The organism is Stenotrophomonas pictorum JCM 9942 (assembly GCF_001310775.1).
GTDB lineage: Bacteria > Pseudomonadota > Gammaproteobacteria > Xanthomonadales > Xanthomonadaceae > Stenotrophomonas > Stenotrophomonas pictorum.
This window is the reverse complement of the sequence record NZ_BAZI01000004.1, coordinates 1-17,772: the sequence shown is the minus strand read 5'-3', so window position 1 is coordinate 17,772 and position 17,772 is coordinate 1. Positions and strand designations below refer to the sequence as shown.

14 protein-coding genes and 3 pseudogenes are annotated in these 17,772 nt (G+C 64.5%); 9 read left to right on the top strand and 8 right to left on the bottom strand.

Annotated features, from left to right (window positions below; all coding sequences use genetic code 11):
* The 4 genes and pseudogenes from JCM9942_RS00770 to cmk form a co-directional block, all read right to left on the bottom strand.
* Positions 1-297 carry a lipopolysaccharide assembly protein LapA domain-containing protein gene (locus JCM9942_RS00770; RefSeq protein WP_054656850.1) on the bottom strand — a complete coding sequence of 99 codons (297 nt, stop codon included), beginning with the start codon at positions 295-297 and terminating at the stop codon, positions 1-3.
* A 75-nt stretch (positions 298-372) separates the two neighbouring features.
* Positions 373-678: an integration host factor subunit beta gene (locus JCM9942_RS00765; RefSeq protein ID WP_054656848.1), complete on the bottom strand. Its 306-nt coding sequence runs from the start codon at positions 676-678 to the stop codon at positions 373-375.
* Between the two features lie 90 nt (positions 679-768).
* A complete protein-coding gene (rpsA, locus tag JCM9942_RS00760; protein WP_054656846.1) occupies positions 769-2,460 on the bottom strand; it encodes a 30S ribosomal protein S1 in 1,692 nt (563 codons plus the stop codon).
* A 195-nt stretch (positions 2,461-2,655) separates the two neighbouring features.
* Positions 2,656-3,332, bottom strand: a pseudogene (gene cmk / locus JCM9942_RS00755) ((d)CMP kinase).
* A 190-nt stretch (positions 3,333-3,522) separates the two neighbouring features.
* Here cmk and ykgO point away from each other — a divergent pair.
* The 6 genes from ykgO to JCM9942_RS00725 all read left to right on the top strand — a co-directional run bounded on the left by ykgO (position 3,523) and on the right by JCM9942_RS00725 (position 8,083).
* The gene (ykgO, locus tag JCM9942_RS00750; protein ID WP_054656844.1) at positions 3,523-3,648 is read left to right on the top strand and encodes a type B 50S ribosomal protein L36; all 126 of its coding nucleotides are present in this window, start codon (positions 3,523-3,525) and stop codon (positions 3,646-3,648) included.
* Between the two features lie 197 nt (positions 3,649-3,845).
* The gene (locus JCM9942_RS00745; RefSeq protein ID WP_054656841.1) at positions 3,846-4,175 is read left to right on the top strand and encodes a hypothetical protein; all 330 of its coding nucleotides are present in this window, start codon (positions 3,846-3,848) and stop codon (positions 4,173-4,175) included.
* A gap of 88 nt (positions 4,176-4,263) precedes the next feature.
* Entirely contained in the window at positions 4,264-5,301 is a 1,038-nt protein-coding gene (locus JCM9942_RS00740; RefSeq protein ID WP_054656870.1) for an agmatine deiminase family protein, read from the top strand.
* A 122-nt stretch (positions 5,302-5,423) separates the two neighbouring features.
* Positions 5,424-6,311: a carbon-nitrogen hydrolase gene (locus tag JCM9942_RS00735; RefSeq protein WP_054656839.1), complete on the top strand. Its 888-nt coding sequence runs from the start codon at positions 5,424-5,426 to the stop codon at positions 6,309-6,311.
* A gap of 16 nt (positions 6,312-6,327) precedes the next feature.
* The gene (locus JCM9942_RS00730) at positions 6,328-6,858 is read left to right on the top strand and encodes a GNAT family N-acetyltransferase (protein ID WP_054656838.1); all 531 of its coding nucleotides are present in this window, start codon (positions 6,328-6,330) and stop codon (positions 6,856-6,858) included.
* Positions 6,851-8,083: a TraB/GumN family protein gene (locus JCM9942_RS00725; RefSeq protein WP_054656837.1), complete on the top strand. Its 1,233-nt coding sequence runs from the start codon at positions 6,851-6,853 to the stop codon at positions 8,081-8,083. Before JCM9942_RS00730 ends, JCM9942_RS00725 begins: the two co-directional genes overlap by 8 nt.
* Positions 8,084-8,154: 71 nt before the next feature.
* Here the strand turns inward: JCM9942_RS00725 and JCM9942_RS00720 are convergent.
* The 3 genes and pseudogenes from JCM9942_RS00720 to JCM9942_RS00710 form a co-directional block, all read right to left on the bottom strand.
* A pseudogene (locus JCM9942_RS00720) lies at positions 8,155-11,218 on the bottom strand (efflux RND transporter permease subunit).
* Positions 11,219-11,223: 5 nt separating this feature from the next.
* Positions 11,224-14,697 (bottom strand): efflux RND transporter permease subunit, encoded by a 3,474-nt coding sequence (locus JCM9942_RS00715; RefSeq protein ID WP_054656836.1) that lies wholly within the window; start codon positions 14,695-14,697, stop codon positions 11,224-11,226.
* Positions 14,694-15,827, bottom strand: a complete 1,134-nt coding sequence (locus JCM9942_RS00710) for an efflux RND transporter periplasmic adaptor subunit (protein WP_054656835.1) — start codon at positions 15,825-15,827, stop codon at positions 14,694-14,696. The genes JCM9942_RS00715 and JCM9942_RS00710 overlap by 4 nt, the downstream gene beginning before the upstream one ends.
* A 224-nt stretch (positions 15,828-16,051) precedes the next feature.
* Between JCM9942_RS00710 and JCM9942_RS00705 the strand changes: the two genes are divergently transcribed.
* The 3 genes from JCM9942_RS00705 (at position 16,052) to JCM9942_RS00695 (ending at position 17,273) form a co-directional block, all read left to right on the top strand.
* On the top strand, positions 16,052-16,423 hold the full coding sequence (locus JCM9942_RS00705) for a c-type cytochrome (protein ID WP_054656834.1): 372 nt from the start codon (positions 16,052-16,054) through the stop codon (positions 16,421-16,423).
* Positions 16,424-16,432: 9 nt separating this feature from the next.
* On the top strand, positions 16,433-16,894 hold the full coding sequence (locus JCM9942_RS00700) for a c-type cytochrome (protein WP_054656833.1): 462 nt from the start codon (positions 16,433-16,435) through the stop codon (positions 16,892-16,894).
* A gap of 88 nt (positions 16,895-16,982) precedes the next feature.
* On the top strand, positions 16,983-17,273 hold the full coding sequence (locus JCM9942_RS00695) for a hypothetical protein (RefSeq protein WP_145974265.1): 291 nt from the start codon (positions 16,983-16,985) through the stop codon (positions 17,271-17,273).
* A 37-nt stretch (positions 17,274-17,310) separates the two neighbouring features.
* Here JCM9942_RS00695 and JCM9942_RS00690 read toward each other — a convergent pair.
* Positions 17,311-17,772 (bottom strand): annotated as a pseudogene (locus JCM9942_RS00690) (hypothetical protein); the annotation flags it as partial.

Sequence of the window (17,772 nt, the reverse complement as noted above, 5' to 3'; positions counted from 1 at the left end):
TCAGCGTCCATCAAATGGAGAAGGTGGCTGCGCCGAGCCGGAAAGCTCGACAACAGCAGAAGACAGGGCCTTGTTGGCGCGACGCAATCTGGCGTATAGCGGGACAACGAGCCCCAGCAGCACCATGCCGCCGCCAACCAGCGCCCCCAGCAGCAGCGAAGCGATGGTCGCAAGGCCAGAGGTCGTCTGTAATACCCAGAAAGCAAGACTGATGTCGATTGGCTGGGAGTTGAGCGAGCCGATCACCAGCCCACCAACCAGTACCGCCAGCAACAACAACAAACGGACGATTTTCACTCGGCTACCGCCCCTAAAATTTGTGCCCGTAGCTTACCGCCCGAAGCATGAATTCGCAGTACCCGGCGAAAGCGTTCAGGCCGGATCGCTTTCCAGCGGCACGACAGGGCTGACGCGTTCGCGCAACTCCTTGCCTGGCTTGAAGTGCGGCACATGCTTACCTGGCAAGGCCACCGACTCACCCGTCTTCGGGTTGCGCCCCAGGCGGGGCGAGCGGTAATGCAGGGAAAAACTGCCAAACCCACGGATCTCGATCCGCTCACCGGAGGCCAGCGCCCCGCTCATCATTTCCAGCAACGACTTCACCGCCAGATCGACATCGTCTGCCTTCAGATGCGCCTGATGGCGCGCCAGGATTTCGATCAGTTCGGATTTGGTCATTGCGTACTCGTCAATGGCAGGGTCTTACCCTGAAACGGCCCGGACTGATGTCCGGGCCGCCCAGGTCACATCTACAACAGGATGCCCGAATTACTCGGACTTGCTCCCGTTCAGCTGAGCACGCAGCAGTGCGCCCAGGCTGGTGGTGCCTGCCGCCGCTTCGGTCGAGTTCTTGTTGAACTCAGCCAGCGCTTCAGCCGTCTCGGCTTCGTCCTTGGCCTTGATCGACAGCTGCAGGGTGCGGCCCTTGCGGTCCATGCCCACGAACTTGGCTTCGATCTTGTCGCCGACCTTCAGGTGCTGGGTTGCATCGTCAACACGCTCGTTGGCGATATCACGCGCCATCACATAGCCCTCGATACCGTCGGCCAGTTCGATCACGGCACCCTTGGCGTCAACTTCCTTCACCACGCCTTCGACCTTGGAGCCCTTCGGATTGGTCGCCATGTACTGACCGAACGGATCCTGCTCCAGCTGCTTGACGCCCAGCGAGATGCGCTCGCGCTCCGGATCGACCGCCAGCACAACGGCTTCCAGCGTGTCGCCCTTCTTGAAGTTGCGCACGATGTCTTCGCCAGTGGTCGCCCAGCTGATGTCGGACAGGTGGACCAGGCCGTCGATACCGCCATCCAGACCGATGAAGATGCCGAAGTCGGTGATCGACTTGATCTGACCGGACACCTTGTCGTTCTTCTTGTAGATGGCAGCGAAGGTTTCCCACGGATTGGCGGCAACCTGCTTCATGCCCAGCGAGATGCGGCGACGCTCTTCATCGACGTCCAGCACCATCACTTCGACTTCGTCACCAACCTGCACAACCTTGGACGGGTTGACGTTCTTGTTGGTCCAGTCCATTTCGGACACGTGCACCAGGCCTTCGACGCCCGGCTCGATCTCGACGAATGCGCCGTAATCGGTCACGTTGGAGACCTTGCCGAACACGCGGCTGTTGGCCGGGTAACGACGCGAGATGTTATCCCACGGATCTTCGCCCAGCTGCTTCAGGCCCAGCGAAACGCGGTTGCGCTCGCGGTCGAACTTCAGCACGCGCACGTCCAGCTCGTCGCCGACGTTCACGACTTCGGACGGATGGCGCACGCGCTTCCATGCCATGTCGGTGATGTGCAGCAGGCCGTCGATACCGCCCAGGTCCACGAACGCGCCGTAGTCGGTCAGGTTCTTGACGACACCCTTCAGGATGGCGCCTTCCTGCAGCTTGTCCATCAGCTGCTCGCGCTCTTCCGAGTGCTCGCTTTCGACAACCGCACGGCGCGAAACGACCACGTTGTTACGCTTGCGGTCGAGCTTGATGAGCTTGAACTCCAGCTCCTTGCCTTCCAGGTAGGCCGGGTCGCGCACCGGGCGCACATCGACCAGCGAACCGGGCAGGAACGCGCGGACATCCTTGATGTCCACGGTGAAACCACCCTTGACCTTGCCGCTGATGCGGCCGGTGATGGTTTCGTTCTTTTCCAACGCTTCTTCCAGCTCGTCCCACACCATCGCGCGCTTGGCCTTCTCGCGCGACAGGACGGTTTCGCCGAAGCCGTTCTCGAGCGAGTCGAGGGCAACCTTCACCTGGTCACCCACGCCCACGTCGATCTCACCAGCGTCGTTACGGAACTGTTCGATCGGCACGATGCCTTCGGACTTCAGGCCGGCGTTGATCACCACCACGTCGCCGCGGACATCAACGACGGTACCGATAACGATGGCACCGGGCTTCAGCTTGGCCAGATTGGCCTGACTGGCTTCAAACAGTTCTGCAAATGATTCGGTCATTTAGATTTACTCAGTTGAACACACGGACAGCGGATCTGTTGCGGAAACCCGTACTGCCCAGCCTGTTGGTCGGCTCCGTGGAAGCAGCCGCATGTGAATGGAAAAACCCACCACGCACTATTGCGCAGCGGGGTTGTTGCAACTTCTCTTCTGCGACTGCGGCCGATGCACTGGCCACACGCGGCGCAGCGTGGATCAAGCCCCCTGCGTGGGGACCAGACCCAGCACCCTGGCAACGACGTCGTCGATGCCAATGCCGCTGGTGTCGATGAGGACAGCATCGTCTGCCGGCCTCAGGGGCGCCACTGCGCGTTGTGCATCACGGGCGTCGCGGGCCATGATCTCGCGCAGGAGGTCTTCAAAGTTAACCGAAACCCCTTTTTCTTTCAACTGCTTATGCCGGCGCAATGCACGCTCTTCAGCGCTCGCAGTCAGGAAAACCTTGAATGGGGCATCCGGAAAGATCACTGTTCCCATGTCGCGACCATCGGCCACCAGTCCCGGCGCAAGCTGAATGCGCGCTGCCGCTCCTTCAGCGCCGCCCGCACCTCCGAAATCGCCGCAATCGCCGAGGCCAGCGCCCCGGTGGTTTCCAGCCGGAGCTCGTCGGTGGCGTCGGTACCGTTCACCAGCACCCGCAGACTCTCACCCTGCTCAACGAACTGGACCTTGGTATCGAACGTGCACCGCACCAGTGCCGAGGCGTCAGAGGTATCGATGTCCGCCCAACTGGCCGCCACCCCCACCGCCCGGTACAGCGCCCCCGAGTCCAGATAGTGCCACCCCAGGTGACGGGCAACGATACGACTTACGGTACCTTTGCCCGCCCCGGAGGGGCCATCAATGGTCAAAACGGGAGGAAGCTGGCTCATCGGGAGGCCTGTTTTGATGGGAGTCAGCCTATTCTAGCGCCCCACACCACCACCCTGACGTAGCGACAGCGCGCAACCACTTGAACCGCCATGGAAATAGCCGGTAGAATGGCGGGCTTGAACGAGCGTCCACCTGCATATCCGCGGCCGCGCTCCTGAGAACTCCAACAGTTATCCGCCGAGGTATGCCATGAAAATTCTGTCCTCCCTGAAGTCGGCGAAGGCCCGTCATCGCGATTGCAAGGTCGTCCGCCGTCGCGGCAAGATCTTCGTGATCTGCAAGTCGAACCCGCGCTTCAAGGCTCGCCAGCGCTGAGCCGATTGGCGCGAGCCAGTCACGGGATCCGCACGGTTTCCGACTTCACAAAAAGCCGCCTTCGGGCGGTTTTTTGTTGCTGCATCCACCTACCGGCTGCCGCGTATCGACCGGCAACACCAATACGCGCGACAAGACCATCTATTTGTCGCCGTTTTTTGCTGTAATCGACACTTGTCCTCTGGGGAGCAGCGACTATGAAACACACGATCCACGCACTAACCCTGATCACCCTGTTGGGTGCGACGTCAGCCGCCATGGCCGATACCCTGCTCATCGAGCGGGTCCAGGAACAGTCCGCCAGCGTCTTGCCGGCCCGCGGCCAAACCATGAGCCAGGTCGAAGCGCGCTTCGGTGCTCCGCAGGAGCGCCTTGAGCCGCGGGGCGGCCAGAAACGCCAATGGCCGACCATCCATCGCTGGGTCTATCCGGCATTCACTGTGTATTTCGAAAAACAGCGCGTGATCGATGTTGTCGCGCGCCAAGCCAGCCCTGATGAAATCGGGCCAAAGCCCCCTATCCGCTGACCCTTTCCGCCCCGCGTGACGGCGGGCATCCACGCCCACCGTCACTTACACCCACGCATTGGGCACGGGGCCCTGCATGCACGAGAACATGAACGATACGCTCCGCTTTCCGGCCGAATGGGAATCCCAGTCCGGCGTACTGATCGCCTGGCCTCACGCCGACACCGACTGGGCCGATCGCCTGGCCGAGGTTGAAGAGACCTACATCGCCCTGGTTGCCGCGATCACCCGTTTCCAGCCTGTGCTGATCTGCGTGGCCGATGACGATATCGAGACCTACGCGGAAATGCGGTTGCGCTCGAACCGGATCGACATGGAGCGTGTGCGCTTTGTCACCGCCGCCTACGACGATACCTGGCTGCGCGATTCCGGCCCGATCACCCTCAAGCGCGGCGACGGCAGCTTCCAGCTGCTGGATTTCCGCTTCACCGGCTGGGGTGGCAAGTTCGAAGCCAGCCTGGATGACCAGCTGGTCGGCGTGCTGCATGCCGCTGGCGTGTTCAACCATGCCGACGTGCGCAGCATCCCGTTCGCGCTGGAGGGCGGCGGTATCGAGACCGACGGTCAAGGCACGCTGCTGACCACCTGGCAGTGCCTGCACGAACGTCACCCGGACCGCGACCGCGCCTCGCTCAGCGCCGACATGGCCGCCTGGATGCAGCAGGACCGCGTGCTGTGGCTGGACCATGGCTATCTGGAAGGCGACGATACCGACGCGCACATCGACACGCTGGCCCGCTTTGCGTCAGCCGACAGCATCGTCTACCAGAATTGCGATGACCCGCTGGATTCGCACTACGCCGAACTGCAGGCCATGGGCGCGGAACTGGCCGCGCTGCGTACTGCCGATGGCAACCCGTACCGCCTGTTCCCGCTGCCGTGGCCGCAGCCGGTGCTCGATGAGGGCCGCCGCCTGGCCGCTTCCTACGCAAACTTCCTGATCATCAACGGTGCGGTACTGATGCCGGCGTATGGCGATGCGGCCGATCAGGCCGCACGCGACGTATTGGCGCAGGCCTTCCCCGGTCGCGAGATCGTGCAGGTCCCCTGCCGCTCGCTGATCTGGCAGAACGGCAGCCTGCACTGCATCACCATGCAATTGCCGGCCGGCCTGCTGGCCAGCTGATCCGCCACCTCCTGCGCCGCCACAGCGCTACCGCCTGAGGCGGCGCGTGTTCAGCCGCCGCGGACAATCCGCCGTGGCTTCCGCGCTACCATGCGCCCTCCCCTTGCAGGACCTGTAATCGGATGAGCTCCCGTCACACCCTTTCCGTCGCCCTGATCCAGGAACGCAACCACGGCGATGCCGCCGCCAATCTGGACGTGATCGAGGCCCGCGTGGCCGAGGCCGCCGCGCAGGGCGCGAAGCTGGTGCTGCTGCAGGAGCTGCACAACGGCCCCTATTTCTGCCAGCACGAGTCGGTGGATGAATTCGATCTGGCCGAGCCGATTCCCGGCCCCAGCACCGAGCGTTTGGCCGCGATCGCGAAAAAGTACGGCGTCGTGCTCGTCGGCTCGCTGTTCGAACGCCGCGCCGCCGGCCTGTACCACAACACCGCGGTGGTCTTCGAAAAAGACGGCACCTTGCTGGGCAAGTACCGCAAGATGCACATCCCCGATGACCCGGGCTTCTACGAGAAGTTCTACTTCACCCCGGGCGACCTCGGCTTCACCCCGATCGACACCTCCGTCGGCCGCCTCGGCGTGCTGGTGTGCTGGGACCAGTGGTATCCGGAAGCGGCGCGCCTGATGGCACTGGCGGGCGCCGAGCTGCTGCTCTACCCGACCGCGATCGGCTGGGATCCGGAGGATGTGCAGGACGAGAAGAACCGCCAGCGCGACGCCTGGGTGCTGAGCCATCGCGGCCATGCCGTGGCCAATGGCGTGCCGGTGCTGAGCTGCAATCGCGTCGGTCACGAAACCTCGCCGCTGGGGGCCTCGGGCATCGACTTCTGGGGCAACAGCCACGTCCTCGGCCCGCAGGGTGAATTCCTCGCCGAGGCCGGTGGTGAGCCGACCATCTTGGTGTGCGATATCGACCTGCAGCGCAGCGAACACGTGCGCCGCATCTGGCCGTTCCTGCGCGATCGCCGTATCGATGCCTACGGTGATCTGCTCAAGCGCTACATCGACTGACACCCGCAGGCCCTCCGTGACCCTCCAGCTGCGCCCGGCCACACCCGCCGACATTCCCGCCATCACCGCCATCTATGCGGTCGAGGTGCGGGAACTGGTCAACACCTACGAATACGAGGTGCCCAGCGAAGCGGAAATGGCGCAGCGCATGGCCGACATCACCGGACGCGGCTTTCCCTACCTCGTCGCGATCATCGACGGCGAGGTGGGCGGCTATGCCTACGCCAACAGTTACCGCGCCCGCATCGCCTACCAGTGGACGGTGGAGAACTCGGTGTACGTGGATGCCCGCTACCAGGGTCGCGGCATCGGCAGCGCGTTGATGCAGGCGCTGATCGACGACTGTACCGCGCGCGGTTTCCGGCAGATGGTCGCGGTGATCGGCGAGCCCACCAACACCGCCTCCATCAAGCTGCACGAGCGTTTCGGCTTCGAGCTGGTCGGCGTGTTCCGCGGGCTCGGCCGCAAGCACGGCCGCTGGCTGGATACCGTGCAGATGCAGCGTGCACTCGGCGATGGCGCCAACACGCCACCCAACAATGAATGAAGCAATGACCGACAACTTTTTTGACGCCGACAGCGACCTGCTCGCCGGCCAGCCGGTGCGCATCGTCGAACGCGACGGCGTGCGCTACACCTTGCTGGGTACCGCACACGTGTCGCTGGCCAGCGTGCAGGCCGTGGAACAGGCCATCGGCAGCGGCCGGTTCGATGCGGTCGCCGTGGAGCTGGACCCGCAGCGCCTGCAGGCACTGACCAATCCCGATTCGCTCGCGCAGCTGGATCTGATCGACGTCATTCGCAAGGGCCGCGTGGCGCTGTTTGCCGCCAACCTGGCCCTGGCCGCCTACCAGCGCCGCCTGGCCGAGCAGCTGGGCATCGAGCCCGGTGCCGAGCTGAAACGTGCGGTACAGCTGGCCAAGGAACGCGACCTGCCAGTGCACCTGATCGACCGTGATGTCGGCCTGACCTTCCGTCGTGCATCGCAACGCCTGGGCTTCTTGGGCAAGATCAAGCTGGTGATGGGGCTGGGCGCCGGGCTGTTCTCGTCGGAGGATGTGGGCGAAGAGGAAATCGAGAAGCTCAAGCAGGGCGACATGCTGGAATCGAGCTTCGGCGAGTTCGCCAGCGAGAGCCCGGCGCTGTATGAAGCCATCATCGGCGAGCGCGACCGCTACATGGCCACGCGCCTGCGCGAGGAGTATCACAGCGAACAGCGCAATGTGCTGGCGGTGGTTGGCGCCGGACACCTGGCCGGACTTGCCCGCTACCTGGAGACCGATACCGAAGCCCCGGCGACGCTGCGCGAGCAGCTCGAAGCCGTGCCGAAGAAGCGCAATATCCCGTGGATCACCCTGACCATCCTGGCGGTGGTGCTGGCCGGGATCGGCATCGGCTTCTGGCGCGGCGGCCTGGACATGGGCGCGCACATGCTGGCGATCTGGGCGCTGTACACCGGTGGTCTGGCCGGCCTGGGTGCGTTGCTGGCCCGCAGCCATCCGCTGAGCATCCTCACCGCGATCGCCGTGGCGCCGTTCAAGCCGTTCCGGCTGAGCATTCCCACCGGCGCCTTTGCCGCGATGGTGGAAACCCGCCTACGCAAACCGGCCTATCTCGATTTCCTGCAACTGCGTGACGATGCGCAGACTCTCAAGGGCTGGTACCGCAATCGTGTCACCCGCATCGTACTGACCTTCATGCTGACCAATCTGGGCAGCATGCTGGGACTGTGGCTGACCGGCTTCACCGTCTACGGCAAGCTCGCCAGCTGAGCTGACCGCTTCACCCTTGAAAAAAGCCCGCATCGCTGCGGGCTTTTTTCTTTCAGCGGGTGCGACGCCGATCAGCTTTCCAGCACCGGGCCGTCCACCGGCAAGCCGCGTGCGCGTCGTACCAGCGCGCCGTGCCCATACGCAGGTCATCGAGAATGGCGTAGATGGTGGGCAGGAACAGCAGGCTGACCACCGTGGAGAAAGCCAGGCCACCGGCAATGGCGCGCGCCATCGGGTGATACGGCGGCATGCCATCGGCGGTTTCGGTATTCAAGGCGATCGGGATCATCGCCAGGATCGCCGTGCCCATGGTCATCATGATCGGCCGCAACCGCTCGCGGCTTCCCTCCACCAGCGCATCGGTGCGGGCCATGCCACGCCGCCGCAGATTGTTGATGTGCTCGATCATCACAATGCCGTTGTTCACCACCACGCCCATCAACACCAGGATGCCGATCACCGCCATGATGTTCATCTCGGTACCGGTCAGCCAGAACAGCCAGTACACGCCGAAGATCGAGAACAGCACGCAGGACATGATCGCCGCCGGAAACAGCAGCGACTCGAACACCGCGGCCATGATCACCAGCATGAGGATCAGCGCGATGAAGATGCTGTTCACCATCTGCTGCATGCCATCGAAGTTGATGTTGAAGCCGCCGCCAGCGAAGGTGTAGCCGTAGCCCGGTGGGAACTGCACGCCGTCCAGGGTGGCTTCCACCGACTTGCGCGCCGCATCCATCGCCACGTCCTTGGCCAGCCCGGCCTCCACCCGCAGCATGGTCTGCCGGTTCAGGCGCTGGATCGAATTGGCCGCCGGATTGACGTCGACATCGACCATCGCCAGCAGCGGCACTTCCGCGCCGCTGGAGGTGCGCACCATGAACGAGGAAAGATCCTCGATGCCGTAGCTCTCCGAACCGGCGAAGCGCACGTTGACCGGAATCTCCACATCATCGCGATGGAAGTCGCGCAGCGAGGAGCCACGCAACGCCATACCCACGAACTGCGCCACCTGCTGTGCGCTGAAGCCGTAGGCGGCTGCACGCTCCCGGTCCACGCGCACCGCCAGTTCGGCATTGGCATCGCCGGTATCCACGCGTACGTCGCGCAGCTTCGGATCACGCGCCAGCATCGGCACGATATCGTCGGCCAGCTCCCGCAGGGTCTGGGTCGAATCACCGACCAGGCTGAAGCGGATGCCCTGGCCTTCGCTGCCCTGCCCGCCCGGCCAGCCGATGCCGATCTTCGCCCGCGCCGACTGCGGCAGCCCCTTGCGCACCTCCTCCTCGATCTTCTTGCTCAGCTCGGCATCATCGATGTCCAGGAACAGGCGGGTCTGCGCCCAGCCCTGTTCGCTGTAGCGGCTGTAGACGCGCTTGATATGGAAATCCTTGCGATGGGCGTTGACGAAATCCTCCACCCGCGCCACTTCCTTGCCCATCTCCTCCTTGGAGTAGGAGCCCTTCCACTGGTAGAAGATGTTGATCTCGTCCGGATCGCTTTCATCGCCACCGCCCTGGGTGTGGGTCATCGGCCATACGCTGACCAGCGAGATGAACAGGATGCCGGCCACACTCCAGCCACGGTGCAGCAGCGTCCAACGCAGCGCCTTCGCATAGCGGTCCTGCAGACGACTGATGAAGGGCGATTTCACCGCCGGCGGCGTCTTCATCCGTGCCGAGAGCATCGGGATCAGGCTCACCGCCACCAGCCACGAGGCCAGCAGCGACACGGAAATGGTCACCGCCAGCTGCGACAGGTAGATGGTGATGATGTTCTTCTCGCCGAACATCATCGGCAGGAACACCACGCAGTGGCACAACGTGCCGGCGGACAGGGCAATCGCCACGTGCCGGGTACCGACAATGGAGCCATCGCCGGCTGGTCGGGAAATTTCTCCCGCTCCTGGTAGATGCTTTCCACCACCACCACCGCGTTGTCCACCAGCATGCCGACCGCCAGCAGCAGGCCCATCATCGAGATGATGTTCAAGGTGATGCCGGTGAAGTACATGAAGCCCAACGTCATGATGAAACAGATCGGAATGGCCATCGATACCATCAGCGTCGAGGGCCAGTGGCGCAGGAACGCGTACAGCACGATCACCGACAGCAGCAGACCGATCGCACCGGCCTCTGCCAGCTTCAGCAGCGAGGTGGTCACCGCCTGGCCCTGGTCGTCGGCGATCTCGATATCGATCCCGCGCATCGCCGGATCGTTTTCCAGCACCTTGATCTCGGCCCGCACAGCGCGCGAGAGATCCACCAGATTGGCCGAACGCTCCTTGTAGATGTCCACACCCACACTGGGCCGGCCTTCCATCTGCCGCACATAGTTCATGCGCTGCGGCTGGAAGCTGACTTCGGCGATATCGGACAGACGGGTGCCGCGATTGTTGATGCGCAGGTCACGCAAGGCCTGCAACTCCAGAAGCTCGCCGCGCGGCTGCACGCGCAGGCGACGGCCGGCCTCGTTGATCTGGCCGGCCGAAACCGAGAAATTGGCCGCCTGCAACTGCTGCACCAGCTCGTTCAGGGCGACGCCATGCGCGCTGAGGCGATCCTTGTCCAGCGCGACCAGTACTTCCTGCTTGGCGACGCCTTCGACCTCGATGCGGGCCACGCCTGGCAGGCGCTCCAGCCGCTGCTTGATGCTGCGTTCGATCAGATCGACGCGCGCGGTCAGATCCTCCTCGCTGTTCAGACGCAGGCTCATCGCCTCGCGGTCGCTGGTGCTCCAGCGCTGCACGTAATAGCGGCGGAAATCGTCCGGCAGCTGGTCGCGGATCGCGTCGATGCGCTCGCGGGCCTCGGAAGCGGCCATGGCGATATCCCGGCCCCAGTCACTGAACTCGACCTGGATCGTGCCGCCTTCGGCATTGGCGCGCGAGTTCATCGACTTGATACCGGGCATCGTGGCAATGGCCTCTTCCACCGGCCGCAGCACGTTGCGCTCCACTTCTTCCGGCGTGGATCCGGGGTACGGCAATGACACGAAGAAGAAGGGAATCGTCGCTTCCGGTTCGGCCTCCAGCGGCAGTTTGAATGCGGCGATCAGGCCGATCGCCACCATCGAGACAAACAGCATGATGGTGGTGACGGGGCGGCGGATGGACAGCTCGGTGATGTTCATCCGGGTCAGTCCTTCGCCGCGCCGTCGAGGGCGTCCTGCTCGCGTGCCAGCACCTGCACCGCCTGTGCGGCCACCTGCCGGGCACGCAGGCCGCGCTCGGCGTAGTACTCGTCCGGCTTGCGGTCCAGCAGGTCATAGACCACCGGGATCACCAGCAAGGTCAGCAGTGTGGAGACCAGCAGGCCGCCGATGACGGTGATCGCCATCGGCGAACGCACCTCGGCACCTTCACCGACAGCCAGGGCCAGCGGCAGGAAGCCGAACACCGCACACAAGGTGGTCATCATGATCGGACGCAGACGCGAGCGTGCGCCTTCCACCAGCGCCTGTCGTTTGGCCACGCCTTCCTCGCGCAGCTGGTTGACCTTGTCGATCAGGATGATCGCGTTCTTCACCACCAGCCCGACCAGCAGGATCAGACCGATGAACACCACCACCGAAACGGGCGAGCGCGACAGCAGCAGCGCGCCCACCGCACCGACCAGCGCCAGCGGAATGGTGAACAGGATGACGAACGGATGCAGCAGTGATTCGAACTGCGAGGCCATCACCAGATACACCAGGAACACCGCCAGACCGAAGGCGAACAGCAGCGAACGGATCGACTCGCCCAGCTCCTGGCCCTGGCCACCGATATGCATGCCCACATCGGTACCGAGCGGATTCTGCGCCACCAGGCTCTGCACCTCGGTGATCGCCTTGCCCAGATCGATATCACGCAGGTTGGCCGAGACAATGGCCACGCGGCGCTGATCGGCGCGATGGATTTCGCTGGGGCCAGTGGTGGAAACCACTTCGGCCACCGAACCCAGCTCGACCGGCTTGGAACCGCTGGGATGCACGATCAGCCGGCGGATATCCTCCACCGAGGAACGCTCCGATTCCTGCACGCGCACCAGCACGTCGATCTTGCGGTCGCGGAAGCTGTAGCGGGTGGCCACATTGCCGCGCACCTTGTTCACCACCGCATCGGCGATCTGCCGTGTGGTCAGGCCCAGCGCCGCGGCGCGCTCCTGGTCGAACACGATCTGGATTTCCGGAAAGCCCTGCTCCACCGTCGATTTGACGTCGGCATAGTGCGCATTGCCGCGCAGCAGGTCGGCCAGGCGGTTGCCCGCCACACGGATGTCCTCGAGGTTGTTGCCTTCGATCTCGATCTCCAGCGGCGGCGACAACGCGAACAGCTCCGGACGGGCGAAGTCGACCTGCGCGGCCGGCCAGGCCTTCATCGTCTGCCGCAGCTTTTCAGTCAGCTCCGGCTCGCGCGAGGTGTCGCTCATCACCACCGACAGCTTGCCGATGTTCTCGCCGCTTTCGGTCGGGCTGGCATCCAGCCGGGTGCCGGTGCCGGAAACGCCATACAGCAGGCGCACGCCTTCTTCGTTGGCATGCGTGCGCTGCACCTCGCGCACCAGCGCATCGGTCTGCGCCAGCGGCGTGCCCGGCGGCAGCTTGGCGGTCATCTCGAAACGGTCCTGGGCCAGCTGTGGCAGCAGGTCCACCCCCAGCAATGGCAGCGCGGCCAGGGTCAGGCCGAAGGCCAGCGTTGCAAAGCCCAGCACCGGCCACGGCCGCTTCAACGCCGCCGGCAATGCCTTCAGGTAGGCGGCTTCGGCACGGCCGTAGGGCGCCATCGCCAGATCGCTGGCCTTGCGCATCACCGGGCCCACCACCGCCGAGATGCCGCGGAAGACCCGCACCACCGACCAGACCAGCGCCAGGAAACCGTAGCGGATCAGCGCGCCGATACCACGGCCGGTGTAGGCCATCGGCTTCTGCCAACGGCTGGCCGGACGCCACGGCTGTTGCGGATCCTCGGCCGGAAACTCCAGCGGCGGACGGCCCTTGAGCGCGCTCAGCATCGGGATCAGCGTCATCGACACCACCAGCGACACCGCGATGGCGATGGACACCGTCAGCGCCTGGTCGCGGAACAGCTGGCCGGCGATACCTTCGACGAACACCAGCGGCAGGAACACCGCGATGGTGGTGAGCGTGGAGGCCACCACCGCCATGAATACCTCGCGGGTGCCCTTGATCGCCGCTTCCAGCACGCCCATGCCGCGCTCGCGCGCCTTGGCGATGGATTCGAGCACCACGATCGAGTCATCCACCACCAGACCGGTGGCCAGCGCCAGCCCCCCCAGCGACATCACGTTCAAACTCAGGCCCAGCTGGCCCATGAAGAAGAACGTGGCGATGATCGAGATCGGCAATGACAGCGAAATGACGAAAGTGCTCCAGCCATCGCGCAGGAACAGGAAAATGATCAGGATCGACAGCAGGCCTCCGATCACCGCATCGATCTTGACGTCCTTGATGGCGTGGCGGATGAAGACCGACTGGTCCTCCACCTGTGTCAGCTCGATGTCCTTGGGCAGCTGCTTGCGGATGGCTTCCAGCCGGGTTTCCAGGGCATCGGCGGTGGACACCGTATTGGCATCGCCTTCCTTGTAGATGGCCAGCTCCACGGCCTCACGGCCGCCGCTGCGGATCACCGCCTCGCGTTCCTTGTAGCCCTGGTAGACGTTGGCCACATCCTTCAATCGCACCGTGGCCACACCGCCACCGTTGCCGTCATTGCGCATCGCGGCGATCACATTGGGATCGCGACTGCCGAGAATGGCCATCATCAACTGCCGGTTCTCCCCGGCCGCCGCCGCTCCGCCGGAACCCCCGGTGGTGGTCAGCAGCATCTCGCGCATCTGCTCGACCGTGGCGAACTGGTTCACGGTACGCACCAGATAGCGCTGCGAGCCCTCCTCCAGGCGACCGCCCGAGAGATTCACGTTCTCCTGCTGCAGGCGCTGGATCACCGTATCCAGCGACAGGCCGAGCTGAGCCAGCTTGCGCTGGTCGATCTCCACCTGGATTTCGTCTTCCAGACCGCCGCCGACCTTGACCGCGGCCACACCGCTGACCGGTTCGAGCTTGCGCTTGAGATCCTCGTCGGCATAGCGGCGCAGCTCCATCAGCCGGCGCACCGCATCGGCCTCGCTGCCGGCTTCCTGCCTGGACGACAGCGCCAAGCGCATGATCGGCTGGGTCGACGGATTGAAGCGCAGCAGCACCGGCGGCTTGGCCTCCAGCGGCAGCTGCAGCGTCTCCATCTTGTCGCGCACGTCCAGACCGGCCTGCTGCATGTCCGTGCCCCAGGCGAACTCGAGCACCACATCGCTCTGCCCGGTGCGCGAGATCGATTTGAGCTTGCGCAGGCCCTTGACGATGCCCAGCGCCTCTTCGGCCGGTTGCGAGATCAGCGTTTCGATTTCCGCCGGCGCCGCACCTTCGTAATCGGTACGCACGGTCAGCGTGGGATAGCTCAGGTCCGGCAGCAATTCGACCTTCAGGCTCTGCAGCGAGATCAGGCCGAACAGCACCAGGGTCAGCGTCATCATCGCGATGGTGACGCGCCGGCGCGTGGCGAACTCGATCAGATCGAAGCCGCCGCCGGGGGCCGATGGAGCAGGGCCACTCATTGCTTGGACGCCTGTGCGGCCGGTGCCTTGGCGGCGACTTCGGCCGGCTTGTCCTTGCCGATCACCTGCACCGCACTGCCTTCGCGCAAGGCCGCCTTGCCGGCGATCACCACTTCATCGCCCGGCTTCAGCCCTTCACGCACTTCGATCCAGCCCGCATCGTCGTAGCCCAGCTTGAGCGTGGTGCGCAGGGCCTTGCCATCGCGCACCACGTACACCGCCGGCTGTCCGCCGTCTTCCAGCAGCGCATTGCGTGGTACCACGAGCGCATCGGCGCGCTGGTCATAGTTGATGCTCAGCCGGCCGAACATACCCGGCTGCAGGTCGGGCTCGCCGGAGAACGTGGTGACCACACGGAACGTGCCGGTACCGGTATCGACCACCGGCGACACCCGGTCCACCGTGCCGGTGAAGCTGCGTCCGGGCAATGCATCGGCCGCCAGTTCCACCACCTGGCCCGGCTTGAGCTTGGCGATTTCGCGCTCGGGCACATTGAGCGTGGCTTCCAGCTGTCCGGTATCGACGATGCGGAAAATCGGCGAGTTGATCTGCACGAAGTTGCCCGGCTTGATATCGCGCGAGGCGATCACACCGGAGATCGGCGCCACTACCGTGGTGTAGGAAAGCTCCAGCGTCGCCATGCGGTACTGGGCACGGGCGTTCTCCAGATCAAAACGCAACTGGTCGACATCGGCGGCACTGACCAGCTGCTGCTCCACCAGCCTCTGCGCGCGGTGATAGCTGTTTTCCAGCTTGCGCATCTGCGCCTCGCTTTGCGCCACCGCCAGGCGCGCGCGGTCCGGATCCAGCCGCACCAGCGGCTGCCCGGCACGGACCGTCTGGCCCTCTTCGACCATCACCGCCAGCGCCACGCCGGAGGTCTTGGCCACCACCTGCGATTCGGCACGCGCATCCAGCGCGGCCGTACCGGTATAGCTGGCGGCGATCGCACGGTTGGTCGCCCTGGCCACTTCCACCGGCACCGCATCGATGGCCTTCTGTTCCTCGGGCGTCTTGGCCTGGGCCTCCTCGCCTCCGGCTTTGCATCCTCCCAGCAGCAGGGCCGAAGAGATCAGAAGTGCGGCGGCGCAGGTTCCGGTGCGGCCGTACAGAGTAGAAAGTCGCGACATCGTCTTGTCCCAGGGATGCGTAGGCAGGTGTTGTAGATAAGTATTGCACCACCCCACAGTCACACCATGCCCCGAAAGTCATGGATCGGTGAGGAGCACGCAGTATGGGCTGACGCGCCGCAGCATCAACCACAGGTTCCGATCGCATAAATACGCGGGCTATACTCGGCCCGTTCCGTGTCCCCACGGCGGAACCCCAGCCCCGCTCACCGGACAAGGAAACCATGCGCCCGCAGCCGCTCGCCGCTTGTTTCGCTCTGGCTTTCGCCCTGACCTTCGGGGCCGCCCAAGCTGATCCGTCGTCTGACGCACCCGCCGTCCCTACCACGCCGGCACCGGCCGTAACCGGCAACGTGGAGGCCGGCAGAACCCTCGCCTACACCTGCCAGGGCTGCCATGGCCTGACCGGCTACAAGAACGCCTACCCCAGCTATCGCGTGCCCAAGATCGGCGGGCAGTCTTCGGCCTACCTGACCCAGGCGCTGATGGAATACCGGCAAGGCAAGCGCAAGCACCCGACGATGCAGGCGCAGTCGATGAGTTTCAGCGCGCAGGAAATCGCCGACCTGTCCGCCTATCTGTCCACCCTCAAATAAGCGCCGACCATGACGAAAGCCACGCACGCAATCCGCCTGTCCATCGCCCTGTTCGCCGCCGTTGCCATGGCTGCGTGTTCGCAGTCCGAGGTGGAATCGACCGGAAAGTCCGCCGCCGACCCCGGCCATGCCAGCGGCGAGCACAACTCCCGCTCCTCGGCCGGACTGCCCCAGGGCCGCATCGCCGCCGGCGAGCAGCTGGCCGCGGCCAAAGGCAAGGCCACCGGGCAGAGCTGCATCGACTGCCATGGGGCCGATGGCAACGCTCCGATCGACCCGACCTATCCCAAACTGGGCGGCCAGTACGGCGACTACCTCGCCCATGCACTGCAGACGTACCGCGGCGGTACCCGTGATCACATGCTGATGACCCCCCAGGCCAAAGACCTGAGCGATCAGGACATCGCCGATCTGGCGGCCTACTTCGGCTCGCGCCCGAGCCAGCTGCGCGACCTGCACGGGGTCGACTGATCCACCCTGCATTTGGGTTTCCAAAGCCGCCGGGAAGGCGGCTTTGTTCTGTCAGCCCACCCGCAAACGCCCTCGGGCATAGCTGCCGGTGGATATGCCGTTTTTCCGATGCCTGATCTGCGCAGAGAACTTCCCCGTTATCGTCGCCGCAGAGACCGCCGCCATCGGCTTCCATGCAACGCGTTTCATCGCGGCCGCGACCACCGGTGCGGCCATGGTGATCGCATTGGAACGATTGCGTCAGGAAGAAGCGCTTGAGATTCCTGCCAGGCTCCGCACCGAAGATGCACGGGGCTTCTTCGAGCAGATGGTTGAAGGCGGCCCCACTACCGCACGCCCGCCAGACAGCGGTTTCACTTCTTTCATCATGGGCAGCTGACCAGCAACACACCCGAAACCAGCGCCACTGACACGCATCAGCGGCTGCCGTTGTCTTCCTGCAATTCCTTCTTGAACGGGATATCCGGCGGCGGCCGTGCCTCGGCCGGCTGCTCCTGCATGTTCGGATCGGTCAGGCCGCAGCCGCCGCCGAACTGCAGCAGCGACACCACGCAGGAAATCCTGCTGCTGGAGCCGGGAATCGGAATCTCGATGCTCTTGATGCCCTTGCGCACCCACTCGGCCAGCAGCGACTCGCTGGGCACCCAGTACTTGTCGAGCGAGGTCGGTGTGTAGTCGTACGGCGGGCGCTTGAGCCAGGTGCCGGACTTGGCAATGCGCTCACGGCTCCAGCTGTCCGACTCGCCTCCCGGCGCACCGCGCGGGGAATCCTGGGCCTGCCCTTCGCTGCCAGCCAGTCGCACCGAGCCATCGGCGTTGAACAGCCCCTCGCCCTGGTCCGCCCGCCCGCCAGCATCGCCCGCCATCGGCCGCTGTGA

Bases quoted from the DNA above. Each gene is read 5' to 3' on its own strand.
- ykgO (WP_054656844.1), top strand. From the start codon at position 3,523: ATGAAAATTCTGTCCTCCCTGAAGTCGGCGAAGGCCCGTCATCGCGAT.
- JCM9942_RS00740 (WP_054656870.1), top strand. From the start codon at position 4,264: ATGAACGATACGCTCCGCTTTCCGGCCGAATGGGAATCCCAGTCCGGC.
- JCM9942_RS00700 (WP_054656833.1), top strand. From the start codon at position 16,433: ATGACGAAAGCCACGCACGCAATCCGCCTGTCCATCGCCCTGTTCGCC.
- JCM9942_RS00765 (WP_054656848.1), bottom strand. From the start codon at position 678: ATGACCAAATCCGAACTGATCGAAATCCTGGCGCGCCATCAGGCGCAT.
- JCM9942_RS00705 (WP_054656834.1), top strand. From the start codon at position 16,052: ATGCGCCCGCAGCCGCTCGCCGCTTGTTTCGCTCTGGCTTTCGCCCTG.
- JCM9942_RS00745 (WP_054656841.1), top strand. From the start codon at position 3,846: ATGAAACACACGATCCACGCACTAACCCTGATCACCCTGTTGGGTGCG.
- JCM9942_RS00735 (WP_054656839.1), top strand. From the start codon at position 5,424: ATGAGCTCCCGTCACACCCTTTCCGTCGCCCTGATCCAGGAACGCAAC.
- JCM9942_RS00725 (WP_054656837.1), top strand. From the start codon at position 6,851: ATGAATGAAGCAATGACCGACAACTTTTTTGACGCCGACAGCGACCTG.
- rpsA (WP_054656846.1), bottom strand. From the start codon at position 2,460: ATGACCGAATCATTTGCAGAACTGTTTGAAGCCAGTCAGGCCAATCTG.
- JCM9942_RS00710 (WP_054656835.1), bottom strand. From the start codon at position 15,827: ATGTCGCGACTTTCTACTCTGTACGGCCGCACCGGAACCTGCGCCGCC.
- JCM9942_RS00715 (WP_054656836.1), bottom strand. From the start codon at position 14,697: ATGAGTGGCCCTGCTCCATCGGCCCCCGGCGGCGGCTTCGATCTGATC.